The sequence below is a fragment of the Nonomuraea guangzhouensis genome (assembly GCF_019396345.1).
Classification (GTDB): Bacteria; Actinomycetota; Actinomycetes; order Streptosporangiales; family Streptosporangiaceae; genus Nonomuraea; species Nonomuraea guangzhouensis.
Map to the genome: position 1 here is coordinate 264,571 of NZ_JAHKRM010000013.1, position 23,301 is coordinate 287,871.

At 71.2% G+C, this 23,301-nt stretch carries 15 protein-coding genes and 2 pseudogenes; 10 read left to right on the forward strand and 7 right to left on the reverse strand.

Annotated features, from left to right (window positions below):
- Positions 1-7: 7 nt before the first annotated feature.
- Positions 8-1,537: an MFS transporter gene (locus KME78_RS27535; RefSeq protein WP_219532252.1), complete on the reverse strand. Its 1,530-nt coding sequence runs from the start codon at positions 1,535-1,537 to the stop codon at positions 8-10.
- 176 nt (positions 1,538-1,713) lie between these two features.
- On the opposite strand from KME78_RS27535, the gene KME78_RS27540 reads away from it, so the two are divergent.
- From KME78_RS27540 to KME78_RS27570, 7 genes and pseudogenes are all read left to right on the forward strand, one after another.
- Complete coding sequence (locus tag KME78_RS27540; protein WP_219532253.1) at positions 1,714-3,453, forward strand: hypothetical protein; 1,740 nt, start codon at positions 1,714-1,716, stop codon at positions 3,451-3,453.
- Positions 3,454-3,468: 15 nt separating this feature from the next.
- A complete protein-coding gene (locus tag KME78_RS27545) occupies positions 3,469-4,365 on the forward strand; it encodes a haloalkane dehalogenase (protein WP_219532254.1) in 897 nt (298 codons plus the stop codon).
- Positions 4,366-4,429: 64 nt separating this feature from the next.
- Positions 4,430-6,772, forward strand: coding sequence for an AAA family ATPase (locus KME78_RS27550; protein ID WP_219532255.1), 2,343 nt, complete (start codon positions 4,430-4,432; stop codon positions 6,770-6,772).
- Positions 6,773-6,861: 89 nt separating this feature from the next.
- Positions 6,862-7,845, forward strand: coding sequence for an ABC transporter permease (locus KME78_RS27555; protein ID WP_219532256.1), 984 nt, complete (start codon positions 6,862-6,864; stop codon positions 7,843-7,845).
- Positions 7,842-8,639: pseudogene (locus KME78_RS27560) on the forward strand (ABC transporter permease); the annotation flags it as partial. The gene KME78_RS27555 and the pseudogene KME78_RS27560, both read left to right, overlap by 4 nt.
- Positions 8,546-10,738, forward strand: a pseudogene (locus KME78_RS27565) (dipeptide ABC transporter ATP-binding protein); the annotation flags it as partial. The pseudogenes KME78_RS27560 and KME78_RS27565, both read left to right, overlap by 94 nt.
- Before the next feature lie 17 nt (positions 10,739-10,755).
- The gene (locus KME78_RS27570; RefSeq protein WP_246651933.1) at positions 10,756-12,456 is read left to right on the forward strand and encodes an ABC transporter family substrate-binding protein; all 1,701 of its coding nucleotides are present in this window, start codon (positions 10,756-10,758) and stop codon (positions 12,454-12,456) included.
- Positions 12,457-12,462: 6 nt separating this feature from the next.
- Here KME78_RS27570 and KME78_RS27575 read toward each other — a convergent pair whose 3' ends face one another.
- Genes KME78_RS27575 through KME78_RS27595 form a run of 5 tightly spaced genes read right to left on the reverse strand, consistent with a single transcriptional unit; the run spans position 12,463 to position 18,733 of the window.
- Positions 12,463-12,612 carry a hypothetical protein gene (locus KME78_RS27575; protein ID WP_219532259.1) on the reverse strand — a complete coding sequence of 50 codons (150 nt, stop codon included), beginning with the start codon at positions 12,610-12,612 and terminating at the stop codon, positions 12,463-12,465.
- 29 nt (positions 12,613-12,641) lie between these two features.
- A complete protein-coding gene (locus KME78_RS27580) occupies positions 12,642-13,790 on the reverse strand; it encodes a substrate-binding domain-containing protein (protein ID WP_219532260.1) in 1,149 nt (382 codons plus the stop codon).
- Positions 13,791-13,800: 10 nt separating this feature from the next.
- Positions 13,801-14,904, reverse strand: coding sequence for an ABC transporter permease (locus KME78_RS27585; protein ID WP_219532261.1), 1,104 nt, complete (start codon positions 14,902-14,904; stop codon positions 13,801-13,803).
- Positions 14,901-16,367: a sugar ABC transporter ATP-binding protein gene (locus tag KME78_RS27590; RefSeq protein WP_219532262.1), complete on the reverse strand. Its 1,467-nt coding sequence runs from the start codon at positions 16,365-16,367 to the stop codon at positions 14,901-14,903. Before KME78_RS27590 ends, KME78_RS27585 begins: the two co-directional genes overlap by 4 nt.
- A gap of 53 nt (positions 16,368-16,420) precedes the next feature.
- Positions 16,421-18,733 (reverse strand): ATP-binding protein, encoded by a 2,313-nt coding sequence (locus tag KME78_RS27595; protein WP_219532263.1) that lies wholly within the window; start codon positions 18,731-18,733, stop codon positions 16,421-16,423.
- 241 nt (positions 18,734-18,974) lie between these two features.
- On the opposite strand from KME78_RS27595, the gene KME78_RS27600 reads away from it, so the two are divergent.
- A complete protein-coding gene (locus KME78_RS27600) occupies positions 18,975-19,169 on the forward strand; it encodes a DUF5999 family protein (RefSeq protein WP_219532264.1) in 195 nt (64 codons plus the stop codon).
- The gene (locus KME78_RS27605; RefSeq protein ID WP_219532265.1) at positions 19,166-19,732 is read left to right on the forward strand and encodes an ATP-binding protein; all 567 of its coding nucleotides are present in this window, start codon (positions 19,166-19,168) and stop codon (positions 19,730-19,732) included. The genes KME78_RS27600 and KME78_RS27605 overlap by 4 nt, the downstream gene beginning before the upstream one ends.
- On the opposite strand, the gene KME78_RS27610 is transcribed toward KME78_RS27605, so the two are convergent.
- A complete protein-coding gene (locus KME78_RS27610; protein ID WP_219532266.1) occupies positions 19,710-21,794 on the reverse strand; it encodes an ATP-binding protein in 2,085 nt (694 codons plus the stop codon). The two genes, KME78_RS27605 and KME78_RS27610, sit on opposite strands and share 23 nt — an antisense overlap.
- A 129-nt stretch (positions 21,795-21,923) precedes the next feature.
- Here KME78_RS27610 and KME78_RS27615 point away from each other — a divergent pair, with 129 nt between their 5' ends.
- Positions 21,924-23,300, forward strand: a complete 1,377-nt coding sequence (locus KME78_RS27615; RefSeq protein ID WP_219532267.1) for a serine hydrolase domain-containing protein — start codon at positions 21,924-21,926, stop codon at positions 23,298-23,300.
- The last annotated feature ends 1 nt before the right edge of the window (position 23,301 follow it).

Below are 23,301 nucleotides of genomic sequence, written 5' to 3' on the forward strand. Positions count from 1 at the left end.
ACACACCTCAATCACGGCGGAGCAGCGTGGCCACGGCGACGGCGGTCAGGCTGAGCAGGACGACGCTCACGACGACGGTCGTGTGCAGGGCATGGACATAGGCCCACCGGGCGGCGTCGAGCAGCGCGCCGCCGGCGCCACCGCCGATCTCGTCGGCCACGTGCGCGGCGCTGGCGAGAGACTGCCTGGCCTCGTCCATGCCGCCGTCGGGCACTCCCGGAACGGCGGGCAGCGCGGGCGCGTAGGCGATCGTGGTGATCGTGCCCAGCACGGCGACCCCGAGCCCGGCGCCGAGCTCGTAGGCGGTCTCCTCGATGGCCGCCGCTCCGCCCGCTTGGGACTCGGGGGCCGAGGACATGATCGTGTCGGACGCGGCGAGCAGCGCCACCTGCACGCCGAACCCGACGCCCACGAAGCAGATCGTCAGCAGCACGGGGTGCGCCTCGACGCCCCAGGTGAGCGTGGGGGTGAGCGCGAGCGCGACGAGGCCGAGGCCGCCGCTCATGGTCGCCCGCATGCCGATCTTGGGCAGGATGTGCGCGGCGGCCAGCCCGCCGGAGATCGCCGAGATCACCAGCGGCAGCATCCGGACGGCCGCGTGCAGCGGGCTGTCGCCGAGCACGAGTTGCAGGTATTGCGCCAGCATGAGCTGCAGCCCCACCAGCGCGAACACGCCCAGGAGCACTCCGGCGACGCCGGTGGCGAACTCACGCCGCCGGAACAGCCCGACCTCCAGCAGCGGCGACGCCAGCCGGACCTGCCGCCGTACGAACCAGACCAGCAGCGCCACCCCGGCGAGGAAGACCAGGACGGAGACCCCGAACGGGATCAGGCTGCCCGCCCCGGCCTCCTTCAGCCCGAACGCCAGCGCCAGGAGGCCCACCACGGACAGCGCGGCGCTGAGACCGTCCCACGGCTGCCCGCTGCGCTCCCGCGACTCCGGCAGCAGCCGGGCGGCGGCGGGCAGCAGCACGAGCAGGATGGGCACGTTGATCAGGAAGACCGCGCCCCACCAGATGCCGACGAGCACCCCGCCGATCAGCGGGCCGACGGCGGCTCCCGCGGCGGCGACCGCGCTCCAGACGCCCAGCGCGATGGCCCGCTCGCGCCGGTCGGGGAAGACCTGGCGGATCAGCGACAGCGTGGCCGGCATGATCATCGCGCCGCCCACCCCGAGCAGCGCCCTGGCCAGGATCAGGACCAGGGCCGTGGGGGAGAAGGCGGCGACGGCCGAGGCCACTCCGAACAGCACGAAACCCGCGAGCACCAGCCTTTTGCGCCCGTATCGGTCGCCGAGCGTGCCGAACAGGACCAGCAGCGGCGCCACGACCAGCGAGTAGACGTCGATGATCCAGAGCAACTGCACCGCCGTCGGCTCCAGCGCCGCGGTCAGCGTGGGGACGGCGATGTGCAGGACGGTCGCGTCGACGGTGATCAGGAGCAGGCTCAGGCAGAGCAGCGCCAGGATGGACCAGCGGTTGTCCTGATGTTCCTGAACCGCACGCCGGAGAGTCGGTGCGGCCTGAGTGACGGTCATGGGCCTCCTTGCAGGCCGATCCGATCTCACGCAAGGCCCACATGAACTTGCGTGGCAGCTTAGGCCATGCCATGCGATCCGGACAGCCGTATCGGGTGATCCACGGCCTGAGGCACCTCTCTAGAGAGACACAGCCATATGTCCCGGCCTATCCAACTCTGTCCGGTCAGCCGATCATGGACTCCGTGGGGACCGCGGAAAGCGCCGACAGGACCGCCAGATCTCCCCGCGAATGGTGCGAAGAGGCGGTTGCCCGGCTAAGAACGGGACATCCCGACACCGCGCTGGAGGCCGCTCGCCTGGCCGCCGACCTGGAGCCGGCCAACGAGTGGGCCTACCGCCTGATCAGCCTCGCGCTGGAGCGCCAGGGCCGCGACGCCGACGCGGTCGCGCCCGCGGAGCACGCGGTGAGCCTCGCCCGGGGGTCCTGGCCGGCGCGGCTGCGGCTGGGCACCGCGCTGCGCCGCGTCCCCGGGCGCTGGGCCGAGGCCGTCGAGCAGGCGGCGCTGGCCCGCAGGTACGCCCCCGAGGAGGCCGACCCCCACGTGCTCCACGGCGACCAGGCACTGCTCCGCGCCGAGCACACCCCCGCGGAACGCGCCTACCTGACCGCGCTCGACCGGGATCCCGCGCATCCGCAGGCCCGCGTCAACCTCGGGCTGACGTTGCTGCGCTGGGACCGCTTCCCGGCCCACCGCGACCCCGCCTGGCCGATCGACCCGCGCGAGAGCGGGCGGGCCAGACGGGCGCTGGAGGTCTGGTCGCGCCAGTCCCGCCTACTGCTCGCGCTCGCGACGATCGCCGTCGTCGTGGCCGCCCTCGCCTTCGACCGGGGCCGCGAAGGCCGGCTCGGCGGCCTCCTGGTGCTGGTCCTGCTCGTCCCGATCACGCTCAGGCAGGCGCGCCGGGTCAGGGTGTGGTCCTACGTGCCCGCCATGCTCGGCCGCGACCCCTGGCTCGGCGCCGCCCTGGCGTCGGCGGCCGTGTCGGTGGCCGCCTTCGCGGCCTGGCTGACACTGGGCGCGCTGCCGGCGCCGCCAGGTCTGTCGTCGGCGTCCGACCCGTTGTGGGCCGCCCTGGCGGGCATCGTGGTGCTCGGCTGGCCGGTGACGGCGGCCGTCCGCGCGCTGGCCGAGCTGTGGCGCGGCAGACCGCTGCGGGCCCTGGCCCAGTTCGCCCGGGCGCCCGCCGAGCGCACGGCCAGGCGGAACGGGGGCGTCACGCTCTGGATCGTGCTCGGCCGGACGTGGTCGGTGCTGGTGCCCCTGGTGTGCGGGGCGCTGGCCGTGGAGCCGCGGGCCGCCGTGCTCGCGGTGGCGGTGCCGTACCCGATGCTGGCCTCTTACCGGCGGGCCCGCTACGGCGAGGACGGGTGGCTGGCGGTCGCGACCGGCCTGGTCGTGCTGGCGTCCGTGGCCTGTGCCGCGGGCGGCCTGCTGGGGCTCGTCTGGGCGTGGCGGGCCGGGCTCGGCGCGCTCTGCGCGGCGGTGGTGGTGTTCGCGCTGCGTGCCGCGCGTGCCTGGTGGCGCGGCGGGCCCGGCCCCTGGCGCGCGTCACTGATCATGTGCGACCTGCCCACGGGCGACGCGCCGTCGGTCGCGGTCACTCCGGAGATACGGCAGGCGTTCGCGTACGCCAGGAGCGTCGTCCTGTCCTTCGGCGACTCCCTCGGCCCGCGCGTCGTGGGCACGGCGGCGACCGTCACCCCGTCGGGAGAGCTCCGGCTGGTCCCCGAGCCGCAGGCCCGCGCGGCCGTCGAGGCGGATCCCCGGGTGGCGGTGTTCGCCGCCGATCCGTTGCAGCGGAGGTTCTGGGTGGAGGTGCGCGGCATCGCCGTGGCCGACTCGGACCTGCTCCGGGTCACTCCCAAGCAGGTGCTGATGGGGGAATTTCCTGGGCGGCACCAGCGGCGCTAGCTAGAATATCGTTCTATGCGGACTCTCCGTACCCCCGAAGAGCGTTTCGCCGACCTGCCCGACTTCCCGTACGAGCCGCGCTACGCCGAGGTGGCGGACGGCCTGCGCATGGCCTACGTCGAGGCGGGCCGCGCGGACGGGGCGCCGGTGGTGCTGCTGCACGGGGAGCCGACCTGGTCGTTCCTCTACCGCCACGTCATGCGCGAGCTCGCGGCGGCCGGGCTGCGGGCCATCGCCGTCGACCTGGTGGGGTTCGGCCGCTCCGACAAGCCGGCCGAACGGGCCGACCACACCTACGCCAGGCACGTCGAGTGGACGCGCGCGCTGCTGTTCGACGCGCTCGGGCTGACCGGCGTCACCATGGTCGGGCAGGACTGGGGCGGCCTGATCGGGCTGCGGATCGCCGCCGAGCACCCGGAGCGCGTCGCCATGATCGTCGCGGCCAACACGGGCTTGCCCACCGGTGACATTCCCATGCCCGAAGTGTGGCATCGCTTCAGAGCCGCGGTGATGAACGCTCCCACGCTGGACATCGCCAGATTCGTCCAGGCGGGCTGCAAGACCGAACTCCCCGCCGCGGTGCGCGCCGCCTATGACGCCCCCTTCCCGGACGAGTCGTACAAGGCCGCCGCGAAGGCGTTGCCGGGGCTCGTCCCGATCACGCCCGACGATCCCGCCGCGCCCGCCAACCGCGCCGCCTGGCAGGTCCTCACCACACTTGATCGCCCCTTCCTGGTGGCGTTCTCCGACGGAGATCCCATAACCGGAGGAATGGCGCCGATCCTGATCAAGTCAATGCCGGGCGCAAGGGGACGATCGCACCCAGTGATCACCGGTGCCGGTCATTTCCTCCAGGAGGACGCGGGCACCGAACTCGGCCGCCACATCGCGAAGTTCGTCACCGCCACCTAGCGTGTCAGGTCCGCCCAATCGTCGGTCTGGTGCGGTATAACCAGGGGCGGACCGGGGAGGCGTGATGCGTGAGTCCGGCAGGACCCAGGCCGCAGGGCGGACCGCGGCGCGGGATCTGTTTGAACAGGTGCGGCTGCGCTATTTCCAGCTTCCTCCGGCGGTGCGCCGGGTGATGCACGTGGTGGTGCTCATCGCCTCCGTCGGCGTGGCCGCCGCGCTCGGCTGGGACCTGTTCAAGACCTTCCTCATCACCCTGCTGGTGCTCGCGTTCCTCGCGCTGACGCTGCGCTTCCCGCGCGCCGCCGCGACCGTGCTGGTGCTCGCGGGCTGGTGCGCGCTGCTGCCGGTGTTCTACGCGCTCTTCCCGCCGCCCTCGATGGCCCCCACGCTGCTGATGCTGCTGGCCGTGCCCGTCGCCGCCGCCGCGCACCTGATCCGCTGGGTGACGCCGTGGCTGACCGTGCTGATGGCGCTCGTCCCCGCCGGGGCGCTGGCCGCGGCCGTCTCGCCGGTCTCCGGCGTCGTCGCGGTCTGGGTCGCCTACGCCGCCGCCACCGCGGTCCTCGTCCACCGCTTCATCGCCGCCCGCCGGGCCAGGGGCGCGCTGACCGCCGAGGAGCAGGTCCGGGTCAGGGCCCGCGAGGGCAGACCGGAGCCGCCCGCCGAGAAGGCCGGCGGGCTGCCCGACATCTCGGTCGAGGACGCGCTGGCCGAGCTGGAGAACATGATCGGGCTCGTCCCGGTCAAGGAGCAGGTCCGCTCGATCGCCGCCTCCATCGAGGCGTCCCGGCTGCGGGCCGAGGCCGGCTACAAGGCCGGGCGCCCGACCAGGCACTTCGTCTTCCTCGGCCCGCCCGGCACGGGCAAGACCAGCGTGGCCCGCACGGTGGCGAAGATCTTCTACGCGTTCGGCCTGCTCGACACCCCCTACGTGGTCGAGGCGCAGCGCGTCGACCTGGTCGGCGAGTTCCTCGGCGCGACCGCGATCAAGACCAACGAGCTGGTCGACCGGGCGCTGGGCGGCGTGCTGTTCATCGACGAGGCCTACGGCCTGATCAACTCCTCCGACGGCCAGCCCGACAGGTTCGGCGCCGAGGCCGTGCAGACGCTGCTCAAACGGGCCGAGGACGACCGCGACCGGCTGATCATCATCCTGGCCGGCTACGAGCAGGAGATGACCTCGTTCCTGTCCACCAACCCCGGCCTGGCCAGCAGGTTCGCCACCCGGGTGCGCTTCCCGAGCTACTCGCCCGGCGAGCTGGCGGAGATCACCGAGGTGCTCCAGCGGCACCGGGGCGACACGATGGCGCCCGACGCGCGCGCCGCGCTGCTCGGCCTGTTCGAGGACGTCCAGCGGCGCGGGCTCGTCGACGAGCTGGGCAACGCCCGGTTCGTCCGCAGCCTCGTCGAGGCCGCGGCGACGGCCCGTGACGTACGCGTCGTGGGCGCGGGCGGCACGCCGACCACCGAGGACCTGGTGACCACCACGACCGCCGACGTGACCAAGGCGTTCGACGAGCTGACCGCCCGCTTCCGCGGCTACGAGGACACCCCCACGATCGAGGAGGCGCTGGCCGACCTCGACAGGATGGCCGGGCTCGAGCCGGTCAAGCGGCAGGTGCACGCCATCGCCGCCCAGCTCCAGGTCGCCCGGATGCGGCAGGAGCGCGGGCTGCCCACGCCGCCGCAGATGCGGCACTTCGTGTTCGCCGGCCCGCCGGGCACCGGCAAGACCACGGTGGCCAGGGTCATCGGCCGCATCTTCGCCGCGCTCGGCCTGCTGGCCAGGCCCGACGTGATCGAGGCCCAGCGAGCCGACCTGGTCGGCCAGCACCTCGGCGCGACGGCGATCAAGACCAACGAGCTGGTCGACCGGGCGCTGGGCGGCGTGCTGTTCATCGACGAGGCCTACAGCCTGGTCAACACCGGCTACTCCGGCGGTGACGCGTTCGGCGCCGAGGCCGTGCAGACGCTGCTCAAACGGGCCGAGGACGACCGCGACCGGCTCGTCGTGGTGCTGGCCGGCTACCAGCGCGAGATGGACGCGTTCCTGGCCACCAACCCCGGCCTGGCCAGCCGGTTCAGCCAGCGGGTCGCCTTCCCCAGCTACTCCGCGCAGGAGCTGTCCGAGATCGCCGTGCTGCTGGCCGACAAATCGGGCGACCGCTTCGACGAGGCCGCGCTGCGCGACCTCGACGAGGTCTTCGCCTGGGTCTGCGACGAGCGGCTGATCGACGGGCTGGGCAACGGGCGCTTCGCCAGGTCGCTGTTCGAGCGCGCGGCCATGCGCCGTGACGTACGGCTCGCCGCGCTGGCGGGCGGCGGCGGCTCGGCCAGCTCGGCCGAGCTGACGACTATCACCAGCGACGATGTCCGCATGGCCGTGGACGAACTTTCCGGACGTTAACCAGACTCCAGTTTGGCAGTTCCGTGCGCCCCGATGCTCGCATGGTGTAGCAATATGACTACACATCGTGCGCGCCGAAGGGGAGGGCGATGGCGGGGTTCCTGGCCCGCAGGCTGCTCAACTATCTGGTGCTAGTCGCCGTCGCAGCCAGCCTCGCCTACATGCTCGCGGCGAGTGCCCTCGATCCGCGCTCCAACTACGCGGACCGGACGCCCAAGCCGCCGCCGGCCGTCGTCGACGCGCAGCTCACCGAGCTCAACCTCAACGACCGGACGCCCCTGATCCAGCGCTACGCGACGTGGGCGGGCGGCGTGGTGCAGGGCGACTTCGGCCGTACGGTGACCGGCGCGCCGGTCAACGAGGACCTCAAGCGGCGCATGGGCGTCACCTTCCGGCTGGTGCTGCTCGGGCTCATCTGCGGCAGCCTGCTCGGGGTGGTCGTGGGGGCCGCCGCCGCGGTCAAGCAGTACGGGTGGTTCGACCGGCTGTCGACCGGGCTGTCGTTCCTGGTGCTCGCGATGCCCGTGGTCGTGCTGGCCAACGTGCTGATCCTCATCGGCACCGCGGTCAACGAGCGGCTCGGCCACCGGCTCTTCCTGGTCAGCGGCGAATACAGCGACGGGCTCGACACCGGTTTCTGGGGGACGGTGGCGGACCGGCTGAAACACCTGATCCTGCCGACGATCTCGCTGTCGCTGGGGCTCATCGCGATCTTCAGCCGCTACCAGCGCAACACCATGCTCGACGTGCTCGGCGCCGACTTCGTCCGCACCGCCATGGCCAAGGGGCTGAGCAGGAGCCAGGCGCTCATCCACCACGCCCTGCGCACCGCGCTGATCCCCGTCGCGACCTACTTCGCGTTCACCTTCGGCGCGCTGCTGACCGGCGCGACGTTCACCGAGAAGATCTTCGGCTGGCACGGGCTGGGCGAGCAACTGATCAACTCCATCTTCACCAACGACGTCAACACCGTGGCGGCCATCGCCTGCATCGCCGCCATCGCGGTGCTGTGCGCGTCCCTGGCGGCCGACCTGCTGCACGCCGCCCTCGACCCACGGGTGAGGGCCGGATGACGCTGCTCACCGCCAGCAGGGCGCCCTCACGGCTGCGGGTGGTCGCCTGGCGCTTCTTCCAGTCCGCGCAGGGGCGGATCGGCTTCGCCGTGCTCGTGCTGCTGTTCCTGCTGGCCTTCGCCGGGCCGGGCTTCAGCCTGTGGTCCTACACCGACAAGGACTTTACGGCCTTCCTCAGCCCGCCGTCGGCCGAGCACTGGTTCGGCACGCTGCAGACCGGCGCCGACGTCTACGCGGTGACGCTGCGCGGCATGCGTAAGTCGCTGATCGTCGGGCTGCTGGCGGCGCTCATCTCCACCGCGCTGGCCGCCGTCGTGGGGGCGTTCGCCGGCTACTTCCCCGGCTGGCCCGACCGGCTGCTCACCTGGGGCACCGACCTGCTCCTGGTGCTGCCCGCGTTCCTGGTCCTGGCCGTCATGTCGCCGCTGTTCGGGGCGGGGCAGTGGGTGCTGTTCGTGATCATGCTGGCGCTGTTCCTCTGGATGGTCACCTCGAAGATCGTCAGAGGGATGACGATCTCGCTGAAGCAGCGGGAGTTCATCCAGGCCGCCCGGTTCATGGGCGTCTCGCCGGTACGCATCATCTTCCGGCACATCATCCCCAACCTGTCGTCGCTGCTGATCGTCGACGCCACCCTCAACGTCAGCGCGGCCATCCTCACGGAGACCTCGCTGTCCTACTTCGGCTTCGGCATCCAGCCACCCGACGTCTCCTTCGGCACGCTCATCGCCGACGGCTCCAGGACCGCCATCTACGCGCCGTGGACGTTCTGGTTCGTCGCCGGGCTGCTGGTGATCACCGTGCTCGCGGTCAACCTCATCGGCGACGCGCTGCGCGACGCGTTCGACCCCGCCTCCCAGAGGCCGCGGTGACCCCCGTCCTGGAGGTCACCGACCTCAACGTCTCCTTCGGCGACGTGCTCGCCGTACGCGGTGTCGGCTATTCGGTAGGCCAGGGCGAGGTGCTCGGCATCGTCGGCGAGTCGGGCTCCGGCAAGTCCGTCACCGCGGCCGCGGTCATGGGCCTCCTGCCGCCGGGCGCCAAGGTCACCGGCTCCGTGCGGCTGCACGGCAAGGAGCTGATCGGCGCCCGGCAGCGGGAGCTGACCGCCTTCCGCGGCAAGACCATGTCGATGGTCTTCCAGGACCCGCTGTCCGCGCTGACCCCCGTCTACCGGGTGGGCGACCAGATCGCCGAGGCCGTGCGCATCCACCAGAAGGTGACCAAGGAGCAGGCCGCGGTCAAGGCCGTCCAACTCCTCGACCTGGTCGGCATCCCCAACCCGGCGGAGCGGGCCCTGGCCTTCCCGCACGAGTTCTCCGGCGGCATGCGGCAGCGCGCGGTGATCGCGATGGCCATCGCCAACGACCCCGACGTGATCATCTGCGACGAGCCCACGACCGCGCTCGACGTCACCATCCAGGCGCAGGTGCTCGAAGTGCTGAAGAAGGCGCAGCGGGAGACGGGCGCCGCGATCGTCATGATCACGCATGATCTCGGGGTGGTGGCCGGGTTCGCCGACCGGGTGCTGGTGATGTACGCGGGCCGGCCGGTCGAGGTGGGCGACGTGGACGACATCTACTACGCGCCGCGCATGCCCTACACCGTCGGGCTGCTCAGCTCGATCCCGCGCGTCGACAGGGACGGGCGGCAGCCGCTCGTGCCCATCGAGGGCGCGCCGCCGTCGCCCGCGGCGCTGCCGCCGGGCTGCCCGTTCGCGCCGCGCTGCCCGATGCGGGTGGACGCCTGCGACGCGGCCGAGCCGCCGCTGTTCGAGGTCGGGCCGGCGCACCGGGCCGCGTGCATCCGCTGGGAAGAGGTACGCCCGCGCGCCGCGGCCAAGCACGCGGTCCCCGTCCACCCCGGCGAGGGACGGCCGCGCCAGGACCGGCAGGCGGTGCTGGAGGTCGACGGGCTGGTCAAGCACTATCCGCTGCTGCGGGGATCGGTGTTCAAGCGCAGGGTCGGCACCGTCCACGCGGTGGCGGGCGTCAGCTTCGACGTACGCGAGGGCGAGACGCTCGGGCTCGTCGGCGAGTCGGGCTGCGGCAAGACCACGACGCTGATGGAGATCCTGGAGCTGACCGAGCCGCAGGAAGGCCGCATCGTCGTGCTCGGGCACGACACCGCGCGGCTCGGCGGCGCGGACCGGATGGCGATCCGCCGTGACATGCAGGTCGTCTTCCAGGACCCACTCGCCTCCCTCGACCCGCGCATGACCGTCTACGACATCCTGGCCGAGCCGCTGCGCGCCCACGGCAGGGGCAATCCGGGCATGCGGGTGGCCGAGCTGCTCGACCTGGTCGGACTCGACGCCTCCCACGCCGCCCGCTACCCCCAGGACTTCTCCGGCGGGCAGCGGCAGCGCATCGGCATCGCCCGCGCGCTCGCGCTCGAACCCCGGCTCCTGGCGCTCGACGAGCCGGTCTCCGCGCTCGACGTGTCGATCCAGGCCGGCGTGATCAACCTGCTCGACGCGCTGAAGACCGAGCTCGGGCTGTCCTACCTGTTCGTCGCGCACGACCTGGCCGTGGTGCGCCACATCGCCGACCGGGTGGCCGTCATGTACCTCGGCAGGATCGCCGAGATCGGGCAGGTCGACGCCGTCTACGGTGCCCCGGCGCACCCGTACACGCAGGCGCTGCTCTCGGCGATCCCGCTGCCCGACCCGGTCCGCGAGCGCTCACGCCGGCGGATCCTGCTCGAAGGCGATCTCCCCAGCCCGGCCCATCCCCCGTCGGGCTGCCGCTTCCGTACCCGGTGCCCGAAGTTCAGGGCCGCGCTGACCGACGACGAACGCGCCTTGTGCGTGACCGTCGAGCCTTCGGTGCGCCTGCTCGACCCGGACCAGGGCGCGGCCTGTCACTACGCCGAAAAGCTGGAAATAACTTAAGCGGGAGGATTCGCTCGATGAAAGCATCACGTCTGATCACGGCCGCCGCCCTGGCCGGATCGCTGTGCGTGGCGGGCTGCGGCGGCGGCCCCGGGGGCCACGGCGGCGTCGCCGGCGGCTCGCGGGGGGACGAGATGGGCTTCAAGGCGTACGACATCAACCCGCAGCCGCGTGACAAGGTCAAGGACGGCGGCACGCTGCGCTGGGGCATCAACGAGTTCCCCACCCAGTGGAACCGCAACCACGTCGACGGCAACCTCGCGGTGGCCGCGCTGGTCAGCAACGCGCTGCTGCCCGCGCCGTTCAGATCCGACGAGAAGGCGGACATCACCCCCGACCCCAACTACCTGCTCGGCGCCGAGGTCACCGATCGCGACCCGCAGCAGGTCGTCACCTACACGCTCAACCCCAAGGCCAAGTGGTCCGACGGCAAGCCGATCACCTGGGCCGACTACCAGGCCCAGTGGAAGGCGCTCAACGGGACCAATCCCGCCTTCCACATCGTCTCGTCCACCGGCTACCAGGACATCTCCGACGTACGGCGGGGCCGCGACGACTACTCGGTCGTGGTGACCTTCTCCCGGCCCTTCGGCGACTGGAAGTCGCTGTTCGGCCCGCTGCTGCCGGCCTCCACCAACGGGACGCCCGAGGCCTACAACACCGCCTGGCTGAACAAGATCCCGGTGACCGCCGGGCCGTTCAAGTTCAAGGCCTTCGACCAGACGGCGAAGACGATCACGATCGTCCGCGACGACAGCTGGTGGGGCGACCGGCCGAAGCTCGACCAGATCATCTACCGCGCCTCCGAGCAGGACTCGCTGGTGGGCGCGTTCAGCAACGGCGAACTCGACATCGCCGACGTCGGCCCGTCGGCGCCCGACTACGCACGCGCCAAGTCCACCCCGGGCGCGGCCGTGCGGCAGGCGGCGGGCCCCGACTTCCGCCACTTCACCTTCAACGGCTCCAGCGACCTGCTGAAGGACCAGCGGGTCAGGCAGGCCATCCAGCTCGGCATCAACCGCCAGGCGATCGCCCAGTCCGACCTGCAGGGCCTCGACTGGCCGATCACCCTGCTGAACAACCACTTCTTCATGAACACCCAGGAGGGCTACCAGGACAACGCCGGCGCCGCGGGCGCCTACGACCCGGCCCAGGCCAAGCGGCTGCTCGACGCGGCGGGCTGGCGGGTGGCGGCCGGGGGCGTCCGCCAGAAGGACGGCAAGTCGCTCGACCTGCGCTTCGTGGTCCCGTCGGGCATACAGATCAGCAAGTCGGAGGGCGAACTTGCCCAGAACATGCTCACGCAGATCGGCGTCAAGCTCACCATTCAGGCCGTGCCCAGCGACGACTTCTTCACCAAGTACGTCATCCCCGGGAACTTTGACATCACCCCGTTTGCGTACATTGGCACGCCTTTTCCGGTTTCGAGTAGTTATGGGATCTACGCGAATTCCCCGAACGGGCAGACCTGGAACGCCAACTTCGGCCGCGTGGGGTCGCCCGAGATCGACGCGGCGATGAACAAGGCCGGCCAGAACCTGGACCTGAAGCAGGCCCACGCGGACACGAACGCGGCCGACAAGCTGATCTGGCAGGAGGTCAACGTGCTGCCGTTGTACCAGCGGCCGCAGAACGTGGCGGCTCGGGCGACGCTGGCCAACGTGGGGGCCCGCGGCTTCTACGACCTGCGCTACCAGGACATCGGCTTCACCCGCTGACCGGCCTCAGTGCCGCTTCGAGCGCAACCGGTCCAGGAACTGGCGGGCCTTGCGCTGGTTGTTCGGGTCTCTGGCCATGCGCTTGGCCTTCTCGATGTTCTGTCGGCCTTTGGGGCTGCGCAGGTACGCGCGCACCCGGTCCATGAGGGTTGCCATGCGCGTTCCCCTACCCAGGCAGGCCGGCCTCAGCCGTTCCAGATCCGCTCGTAGGCCGCGCGATAGCCCGGGGGGTCCCACGACGCGGTGCCGTCGACGTTCTGCGTCGTGGTCAGGTGCACGGGCGGGACGTAGCCGCTCGGGGGCTGACCGGCGAACGCGCGGTTGAACTCGTCGACGATCTGGCTGCCCTGCGCGTTCAACGGCTCGGGCACGGTCGCCGCCTGGAACTGCCGGTCTCGGATGCGCTGGAACGCCGACGGGTCGCCGTCACCCGCGCCGATCGAGAAGGGGGCCCCGTCGCCCGCCTTGCCCGCGGCGCGCAGGGCCGCCGCCGCGTCGGCGAAGTAGAGGTCGTTGATGGCGACCGAGTAGGTCCATCGATCACCGAAGCGCGACACGAGCGCGGAGACCGCCTGAGGCGTACGGCTGCCCGTGTCGGGAAGCGGGATGTTCTGGTAGGAGAGCAGCTTGACGCTGGAACAGCTCAGCAGGGTCTTCTTGATCAGTTGTGACTTGTTCTCCGCGAAGGGGATCGAGGAGTCGGTGAAGATGACGGCTCCGGCGGTCCCGTTCGACTGGGCGATGATCCAGTACGCGCTGATCCGCGCGACGTCCTCCACCCGGGTGGTGATGTTGGTGAAGAGCCTCGGATTCTGGCTGGGCCCGGGCCGGCTCGTCGCGTGCCACCCGATCAACGGGATGTTCGCGTCGTTGGCCTGCTCGACCTGCTCGGCCGTGGAGTTGGGGTCGAAGCCGCCGATGACGATCCCCGACGGGCGCAGGGCGATGGCCTGGCCGAAGGCCGCCCGTATGCCGGCGGGAGTGCCCTGACCGTCGATCACCCGGACGTCCCAGCCGATGGACCGCGCGGCTTCCTCCACCCCCTTGGCCGTGCCCGCGACACCGGGATTGATCATGGCCTCCGCGACGAACACGATGCTCTTGCCCCGGACCGCGGGTGGCCCGCTCGTGGGGCCGTCCCAGGCGTCGACGCCCTCGGCCCGCGCGACGGCCTGCTTGGCCACGTCCAGGACACCGGGGCAGGTGCTCGTCGGCCGCCCGGGATCGGGGGTGGGAGCCAGGCTGGACGAGGCGCGCGAGCAGCCGCCGACGAGCACGGCGGCCACCGCCAGCGCTGACGCGGTGCGCGAGAAGCGGTTTCGGGTGCGGTTCACGCTCGGCTCCTCACTCGGCGGGTGGAACGGTCCAGGGCGGTGGCGGGCCGCCGGCCGGTGTGGCGGCGGACTCGACCGACGCCTCCTCCGACGGAGGTGGTGGCGTGCGGCGCGGCGCGCTCGGCCCCGTACGCAGCCGGCGCCGGGTCGTGTAGCCGACCAGCCCGACCGCGATGAGCAGGGTGACACCGTTGAACAGCGGCGTCACCCAGAAGTCCGCCCCCAGTTGGCTGATGCCCGACAGGCCGATCGCGAGGATGGCGACGGCGACGACGGTGCCGAGCGGGTTGGGCCGCCCGGCCCTGATCGCGGTGGAGCCGAGCAGGGCAGCGACGAACGCCGGCAGCAGGTAGTCGATCCCGACGCTCGGATTGCCGATCTGCTGCTGCGCGGCGAGCAGGACGCCCGCGGCGCCGGTGACCAGCCCGGAGCCGGTGAAAGCGTAGACGACGTACCGGCGGGTCGGGATCCCGATCAGGTCGGCGGCGCGCGGGTTGGAGCCGATGACGTAGAGGTAGCGGCCGAGGGGGAGGCGCTCGAGCACGATCCAGAGCACCGCGGCGAGGACGAGGACGTAGAACGCGGGCACCGGCAGGCCCAGGAACTTCGCCTCGGAGATGCCGATGAAGTCCGCGGGCAGGCCTTCGGAGTCGGGAACGATCCGGGCGCCCATGGTCACCCAGCCCGTGATGGCGTACATGACGCTGCCGGTGCCCAGGGTGGCGATGAAGGAGTCGATCCGCGCGAACTCGACGAGCAGACCGTTGATCACGCCGGTGAGCGCTCCGCCGATGAGCACGCCGAGGCAGGCCAGGGGCCATGGCCAGCCGACGGCGATGATGAGCTGCAGGGTCAGGACGTGCCAGAGCCCGAGGCCGTAGCCGATGGACAGGTCGAACTTCCCCGTGACGATGGGGATCATCGCGCCCAGTGCCAGCATCGCGGTGATCGAATGAGTCGACAGGATCGACCTCAGGTTGGCCATCGTGGGAAAGGTGTCCGGCAGGACGAGCGCGAACACGACGAACAGGACGACCGCCAGCGCGAGCAGTCCGTAGCTGCCGATGAGGTGGCCGGCGGTGGGCCGTCGCCGGCGCGGGAGCCCCGTGGTCATCGGCCGATCATCCCGGTGGCGGGCGCGGCCGACGCGGCCCGGGTGAGCGCGGTGACCGTGAGGGCGTCACCGGCCAGCTCGGCGGTCACCGTCCCCCGGACGAAGACGAGGGCGCGGTCACACACGTTCACGACCTCTTCGAAGTCGGCGGAGCTGAGGAGCAGGGCCAGTCCGGCGGCCACGGCGTCGTCGAGGAGCCGGTAGATCTCGGGTTTGGCGCCGACATCGACACCGGTCGTCGGCTCCTCGAGGATCAGGAGATGACGATTCGTCCCGAGCCAGCGGCCGAGGACGACCTTCTGCTGGTTTCCGCCCGACAGCGTGGCGAGCGGCGCCTCGGTGTCCTCGGGGCGGACGCCGAAGCACGCGACGAGCGCCGCCGCTTCGGCGCGCTCCTGGCCCGGCCGGATCCAGCTCAGGGGTGAGCGGCCGTGCGCCTTGGCGTTCGCCAGGAAGTTCTCCCGGACGCTGAGGTCCGGGGCGATGCCCTCCTCCTGCCGGTCGCTCGTCACGAGACCGACACCCGCGCCGACGGCCGCCGAGACCGACCTGGGCTGGTACGGACGCCCGTCGAGCAGGACGCGGCCGGCCAGAACGGGGTGCGAGCCGGCCAGAGCGCGGCCGAGATCCGCGTGACCGGCGCCCGTGAGACCGACCAGACCGATCGCCTCGCCGGCCCGCAGGTCGAGGCTGATCGGGCCGGCCTGCCCGGTCCGCACGTCGGCGAGGCTCAGCACGACCTGTCCCGCGTGGCGACTCGGGCGCCGGTGGGGCGTCGGTTCGTGCCCGACGATGTCGTGGACGAGGCGGGTGCGATAGCCGCCGGTGAGGGGTCCCTGGCTGACGAGGCGCCCGTTGCGCAGGACCGCGACCCTGTCGGCGATCGCCCGCACCTCGTCGAGCCGGTGGCTCACGTACACGATGCCGTGACCCCGGTCGCGCAGCGCGCGCAGCACCTCGAACAGGCGGGCGCAGTCGGGTGCGGGCAGGCTCGCGGTCGGCTCGTCCAGCACGATGAGCTCGGCCTCGGCGGCCAGCGCGCGGGCGATGGCGACGAGTGACCGCTCGGCGCGCGTGAGGTTGGAGATCCGCTCAGCGGGGTCGAGGTGGATCGCGAGCAGCCGGAGGGCTTCCGCGCAGCGGTCGCGCACCTGATGCCAGGAGATGAGACCGCAACGCCGGCGATAGCCGGTGCCGAGCGCGATGTTCTCGGCGACGGTCATCCACTCGACGAGACCGAGGTCCTGGTGGATGAAGGACATGCTCCTGGAGGCGCCCTGGCTGCCCAGTGGATGGCCGGCCACCACCACCTCGCCCTCGTCGGCGCGATAGACCCCGGCCAGGATCTTGATCAGTGTGGACTTGCCGGCGCCGTTCTGCCCGAGCAGGCCGAGGACGCCGCCGCGGTGGATGTCGAGATCCACCCCCTCCAGCGCGGAAGTGCCGCCGAACCGCTTGCTCACTCCGCGGATGCGGGCAAGCGGTTCGGAGGCGGGCCGCGATGCTTGGCTCGGAATCACTGTCTGCCGGCCCGCTGTCGCGAGCTCCAGGCTTTGGCGACCTGCGACCTGGAGGTGAAGCTCAGCTTGCGCAGGATGTTCTCGACATGGCCTTCGGCGGTGCGCTGGGCGATCACCAGGGTCTCCGCGATCTGCTTGTTGCTCAGCCCCCGTGCGACGAGCTCGGCGATCTCGCGTTCTCTGCGGGTCAGGACGGACGCGACGTCGGATTCCGGCTGGGCGCTGCCCGCCTCCCGCGACGGCTTCTCCTCCAGAGCGTGGGCGACGGCCTGATCGAGCGTGAGCTCGGAGCCATACGTGAAGGCCGCGGTGAACGCCTCCTCCCTGAGGCTCTCCCGTAGCCGGGCCTCGCACAGGATGTGCAGACCGGCCAGATGCCCGAGTCCGGACAGCGACGTCTCGATCGAGCGCCAGACCATCTGCGCGGCGCCCAGCAATTGGGCGGCCCGTTTGTCCCGCTGCTGATCGGCCATGATCCAGGCGAGACCCTCAAGGCATTGGGCGATGCCGAGATGATCGTTGCACCGCAGCTTGAGTCTCAGCGCGTCGCGCATCATGGGCAGGGCGCTGCCGGGATCGCCGCGCCGCCACCGGTCCAGGGCCGTGACCCACAAGGCGTAGGAGACGGACCAGTCCGCGTTCACGCGCCGGGACAGCTCCAGGGCCTCCTGGCAGAGCGCCGTCGAGCGGTCGTCGCCCAGGAGGACGGCGGCGATGCTGAGCTGGAAGAGGGCGACCCATGCGTGGCCCGGGTGGCCGAGGGCGCGGCGGCGGGCCACGGCGTCCTCCAGCAGGGTGTACGCCCGCGCGAAGTCTCCGGCCAGCAGTGCGGCGAAGCCGGTGATGTGGACCGTGCCGGCCAACTGCGCCTCGTCACCCAACTGCTCGGCCAGCGCGCGCGACTCCCGCAACAGCGGTCGCGCGGCCAAGGGGTCGCCCTGCAGCAGGACGAGCCAGGCGTCGACCCACAGGGCCTTGGCCCGCGCGGCGCTGGGGCCGGGCTCCTGCGCCAGCGCCCGCTCCAGCCAGTGGTGGCCTTCGCTGGGGGAGCTCCACGAGAGCCGGTGGCTCCACATCGCGGCGGCGATCTCGAGGGCGGCCCAGGCCTGGCCCGGCTCGCTCAAGGAGAACTCCAGTGCCGCCCGTACGTTGGCCTGCTCCTGGCGGATCCGGACGAGCCACTCCATCTGATGCTCGCCGAACCACTCGGCCTCCGCCCGCGCGGCCAGGTCGCGGCACCAGTCGCGATGCCGCAGCCGAAGCGCCGTCCGCTGCTGGGGGTCGGCGATACGTTCCCAGCCGTACTGGCGGAGTGTCTCCAGCATCTCGTAACGCATCCCGGAGCTCTGCGTCTTGCGCCGCAGGATCGACTTGTCGACCAGCTCCGTCAGCACGTGGAGGACGTCTTCGCGGGTGATCCCGTCGCCCGAGCACACCTCTTCGACCGCTTCGAGATCGCAGCCGCCGGAGAAGACCGACAGCCGTTCCCACAGGGTCCGTTCCTCGGGCGAGCACAGGTGATGGCTCCAGTCCACCAGCGTCTGCAGCGTCCTCTGCCGTGGCACCGCGACCATGTGCCCCTTCGACAGCAACTGGAACCGGTCGTTCAGCCGATCGAGGATCTGGTCCACGGACAAGGCCCGCATGCGCACCGCCGCGAGCTCGATGGCCAGCGGGATCCCGTCCAGCCGCCGGCACAGTTGCGTCACCGCCCCGCTGTTGGCCTCGTTGACGGTGAACCCTGGCACGACGGCCGCCACCCGGTCGGCGAACAGCCGCACCGCCTCGTAGTGTGCTTCGGCATCGGCGAGCACGGTCTCGTCCGCCCCCGGCACCGTCAACGGCGGCACCTCCAGCAGGTGCTCGCTCTGCACCCCCAGGGATTGCCGGCTGGTCGCGAGAATGCGCAGCTCGGGCGCCGCGGAGAGCAGCTTGCCGGCCAGGATGGCGCACTCGTTCAGCAGGTGCTCGCAGTTGTCCAGGACCAGGAGCAGCCGCTTGCCCAACAGGTGCTCGGAGAGAGAGGCCACATCCGGGTGGTGGCAGCCGATCGTCTCGCCGATCGTCTCCGTGAGCAGCTCTTCGGCCGTGAGCGGAGCCAGGTCGATCAGCCACATCCCGTCGGGGAAGACCCGGGACATCTCCGCCGCGACCCTCATCGCCAGCCGCGTCTTGCCCACTCCGCCGGGACCGGTCAGCGTCACCATCCGCCCAGCGGCAAGCAGTCGCTTGGTCTCGGCCAGTTCGTGCCGACGACCAACGAAACTCGTCAGTTCGGCTGGCAGGTTCCCCGTATGCCGCCGTGTCATTGCCCCCATGACAATTTCAGGCTAGCTCATCCCGGCCCGGTGAGTTCGCCGAGCCCTTGTGGACAGGCGCTCGCGTCATGCCGCCTTGACCTGCGGTGGAGGCTGCCTCTACCTACCTACGTAGGTAGAAACGGGGGTTCGTATAGGCATTTATCCCGTCTTACACCCGCCGTTTGCCTGCGCATGATGGTTGCGTCAGAAAGAACCGCTGTGATACCGGCGAAGATATAGAGGAACGATCATGTGCCAGCACCAGCCCCGGTGCCCATCCGCATACGCCTTCGACCACGAGGCCGCCCGCCTGGTGGCGTTCCACCCGGAACAAGGGTGGGGCCTGCTGTGCAACGGCGTAGTGGTCTTCGAGGACAATGGCGAGATCCTGCCCGACGGGCGCTGCGTCGCCGCCAACTACGACTACTCCGGGCGGGCGGCATGAACCAGCACCTCGGATCCGCGCTCATGGAAGCGCCCCCGCAGGACGGCTCGCGGGACGCGGCCATGCCCTGGAACGGTCACACCTCGCTCTGGACCCGGCTCAAGGCCGGCGTCCGGCGCCTGGGGGAGTACGCCACCGGCTCCGGCCAGGTGCCCGGCGAGCAGGTCGCCTCATGGTGGCTTTCGCCAAGCATGTCCACAGTGCCGCGGGTACGACGTCTCACCCGTGCCCGGCTGGCCGCATGGGGTCTCGACGAACCGGCGGAGGTCGCCGAGCTGCTGGTCAGCGAGATCGTCACCAATGCGCTGCGGTATGCGCCAGGACCGTACCGGCTGACTCTCTCCGTCACCGACGGCCTGCTGCGCGGCGAGGTCGAGGACGCGGGCGCCGCGCCGCCGCTCCGCGTCCACCACGCCCTGCCGGGCGACGAGCAAGGCCGCGGCCTGGACATGATCGACGTGCTGGCCTGCTGCTGGGGCAGTGACTCCACAGCCGAGGGAAAGACCGTCTGGTTCGAACTCCCCACGAGGTCGGCCGGGGTCACCCATCATCCTCACAGGTGAGCACGCGTTCGAGGCCGAGACTCGCCCCGTCTCGGAAGCTCGCCGTGAACGCCCGATCCCCCAGGGCGTCGCGGGCCTGCTCCACGCAGCGCTCGTGCCATCTCGCGTGGTACGACAGCCGCATGGGTGAGGCGTCCACCACCTGCCACAACGAGTGCGCCGCCCCCAGCAAGCGGGCGGCCTTTTCATGGTCCTGGCGCGCACCGGCGATCCACGCCAGCACCTCCAGGCACTGCGTCAGGCACCACCGGTCGTTGATCTCCCCGGTGAACTCGGCGGCCTCCCTCACCAGCGTGTCGGCCCGCTGGTAGTCGCCCAGGTTCCACACGGCCATGCCGAGCGCCAGCTGGGCGTACCCGCGCGACACCTGCGCGTGATGAGCCTCGCAGAGCGCCAGGGCCTCCGCGCCGAATCCGGCGGCCCGGCCGGGATCCTCGATCGAACCGTACACGGCCGCGTAGTACAGACTGAACATCTCACCGTCCACGTCCCCGGCGGCCCGGAAGAGGGCGAGCGACTCCTCCAAGAGCGCGAGGCCACGCCGGGCGTCCCCGGTGGAGCACGCTGCGACACCGGAGGTCCGGATGGCGAACGGCAGGACATCCTCGTTCCCCGGCCGCCGTGCGATGCGGCGGCATTCCTCAAGTCTCGGCATGGCTTTCGCCAGGTCGCCCTGCCGGAGGGCGAGCATGCTGTCCACCCAGAGCGCCGTCGCCCGGGCGCTGTTCGCCGCCCGCACCGGCTTCAGGGTGCGCTCCAGCCAGTAGCGGCCCTCGGTGAGGGAGCCGGCGAGGAGCCAGAAGGACCACATCGCCGACGCCGTCTCGAGCCCCACGAGAGCCAGGGCCGGGTCACTCAGGCACAGCTCGAGCCCGACGCGGAGGTTGGGCAGCTCTCGTTGCAGGAGCAGGTACCGCTCCAGCTGGTCGGGGACGATCGCGTCGATCCGGTGCCGGTCGACCAGGTCCCGGTAGTGGCCGACATAGCGCCGGCGCAGTGCCCGCTCTTCGGTGGACGCCAGCTGCTCGGACCCGTACGCGCGGATGCTCTCCAGCATGCGATACCGAAGGCCGGTCGCCCCCCGCTCGCCGACCAGGACCGACTTGTCCACCAACCCGGTCACCAGATCGATCATCTCGTCGGGGGCGATCCCCGCACCGGAACACACCGCCTCGGCGGTGTCCAGGTCGACCCCGCCGGGGAACATCGACAGCCGGGCCCACAACCGCTGCTCCGCCGGTGAGCACAGGCGGAAGCTCCAGTCCATGGTCGCGCGGAGCGTCTGATGGCGTGGCGTCGTGGCGGGGCTCCCCGCCGCCAGCACCTCGAAGCACTCGTCCAGCTCGCGCGTGAGCTCTTCCAAGGGCAGGGCCCGCAGCTGTACGGCGGCCAGCTCGATCGCCAGCGGGATCCCCTCCAGGCGCCGGGCCAGGCGTGCCACGCAGGCCGCGTTATGTGTGTCCAGGGCGAAACCGGGTGACACGCTCGCCGCCCGCTCCACGAAGAGGCGCACCGAATCGTGCCGGGCGACGCGGCGGGGCGGATGGCCGGGGTCCGGCACGGACAGCGACGGAACCGGCAGCACCTGCTCGCCGTACACCCCCAGCGTCTGCCTGCTGGTCGCCAGGATCCGCAGCCTGGGAGCGCCGCGCAGGAGCCGGTCCACGAAACGGGCGCAGTCGTCGAGCAGATGTTCGCAGTTGTCGAGGACCAGCAGCATCCGCTTGTCCGCCAGATGGTCCATCAGCACGGTCATGGGGTCGGATCCCGCCTCGCGCAGGCCCAGTGCCCCGGCGACCATCGGTTCCAGCAGGTCACCGGCCTCCAGGGTGGCCAGTTCGATGACCTCCACGCCGTCTTTGTAGGCGCCCCGCAGGAGCTCCGCGATCCTGAGCGCCAGCCGGCTCTTGCCGACACCGCCTGTGCCGGTCAAGGTCAGCAACCGGGCCTGCGACAGTCCCCTCCTGGCTGCGGCCAGCTCGTGCCTGCGCCCGACGAAGCTGGACCCGTCCAGGTAAGGGCGAGCCCGGTTCGCGGAACGCTCCGAAGCCACCTGAGCCATGACTGCTCCACCGGCTCAGAGTCAGAGCCGACGTAACCACACTATCCCGGCCCAGTTGCGTACATCGAACCCTCATGCGTACAGTGTTCGCATCAAGAGCATCATGTACGCAACATGAGGAGCATCCAGATGTCGACGAACCTGACCACCCGCTGGCAGGCGCGGCTGGACGAGCTGCGCGCCGCCCACCACGTGCCGGGCGCGGCGCTGGCCGTGCTGGTCGACGGCCAGATCCATGAGCTGGCGAGCGGGGTGCTGCACCGGGGGACCGGTGTGGAGGCGACGACCGACTCGGTGTTCCTGTCCGGCTCGATCGCCAAGGTCTACACCGCCACGCTGGTGATGCAGCTGGCCGACTCCGGTGCGCTGGACCTGGACGCGCCGGTGGTGAATGTGCTGCCGGAGTTCGCCACCCCCGACCCCGAGGCCACCAAGACCATCACGCCTCGCCAGTTGCTCTCCCACACCGGCGGGGTGACCAACGACTTCACCTACGACGCCGGCCGGGGTGACGACTGCCTGGCCCGCTATGTCCAGGCCGCCCAGAGGGTGCCGCTGGACTGCCCGCCCGGCACCGCGATCTCCTACGGCAGCCTCGGCTACGTGGTGCTGGGCCGCATCATCGAGGTGCTGACCGGCCAGACCTGGGACCAGGCGCTCAAGGACCGGATCTTCACCCCGCTCGGGCTCGGCCACTCGATGACGCTGCCCGAGGAGGCGCTGCGCTTCCGCGCGGCGATGAGCCACCTGGGCGAGGCCGGTCAGGACCCCGAGCCCGCGCCCCACTGGGACCTGATGCCGCGCTCGGCGGGCCCCTACGGCCGGATCATCAGCTCGGCCGGCGACATGGTGCGCTTCGCCCAGATGCACCTCAACGGCGGCGACGGCGTGCTGTCGGCGGACGCCGTCGCCGCCATGCAGCGCCGCGAGGTGGACGTGCCGGACAAGTGGACCGTCAGCGCCGACGGCTGGGGCCTGGGCTGGACCCTGTACGACTGGGACGGCATCGCCGGCTACGGCCACGACGGTGCCGCCATCGGCCAGTACGCCTACCTGCGGGTCGTGCCGCACGCGGGCGTGGCCGTCGCCCTGCTGACCAACGGCGGCGGCGCCCGCCAGTTGTACGCCGACCTGTTCCGGGACCTGCTCGGCGAACTCGCCGGAGTGCGGATGCCGGCCCCCTTCCTCCCGGCCGCCGAGCCGCCCGCGATCGACCTGGCGCCGCTGCTCGGCACGTACCGGCGCGAGGGCGTCGTCATCACCGTCACACGGCAGGACGACGGCAGGGCGCACATGCGCTACGAGTTCGTCGACGGCATGAAGGACCTCTCCCCGCCCCTGGAGATGACCCTGGAGCCGGTCACGGAGACGGTCTTCGCCGCCTCCGGCGCCGGCCCCTCCTTCAGCGAGGACTACATGCCCGTGGTCTTCGCCACCCTGGCCAACGGCACCGAGTGCGTGTACGTCGGCATGCGCGCGACCCCCAAGACCGCTCTGAGAGACTGAG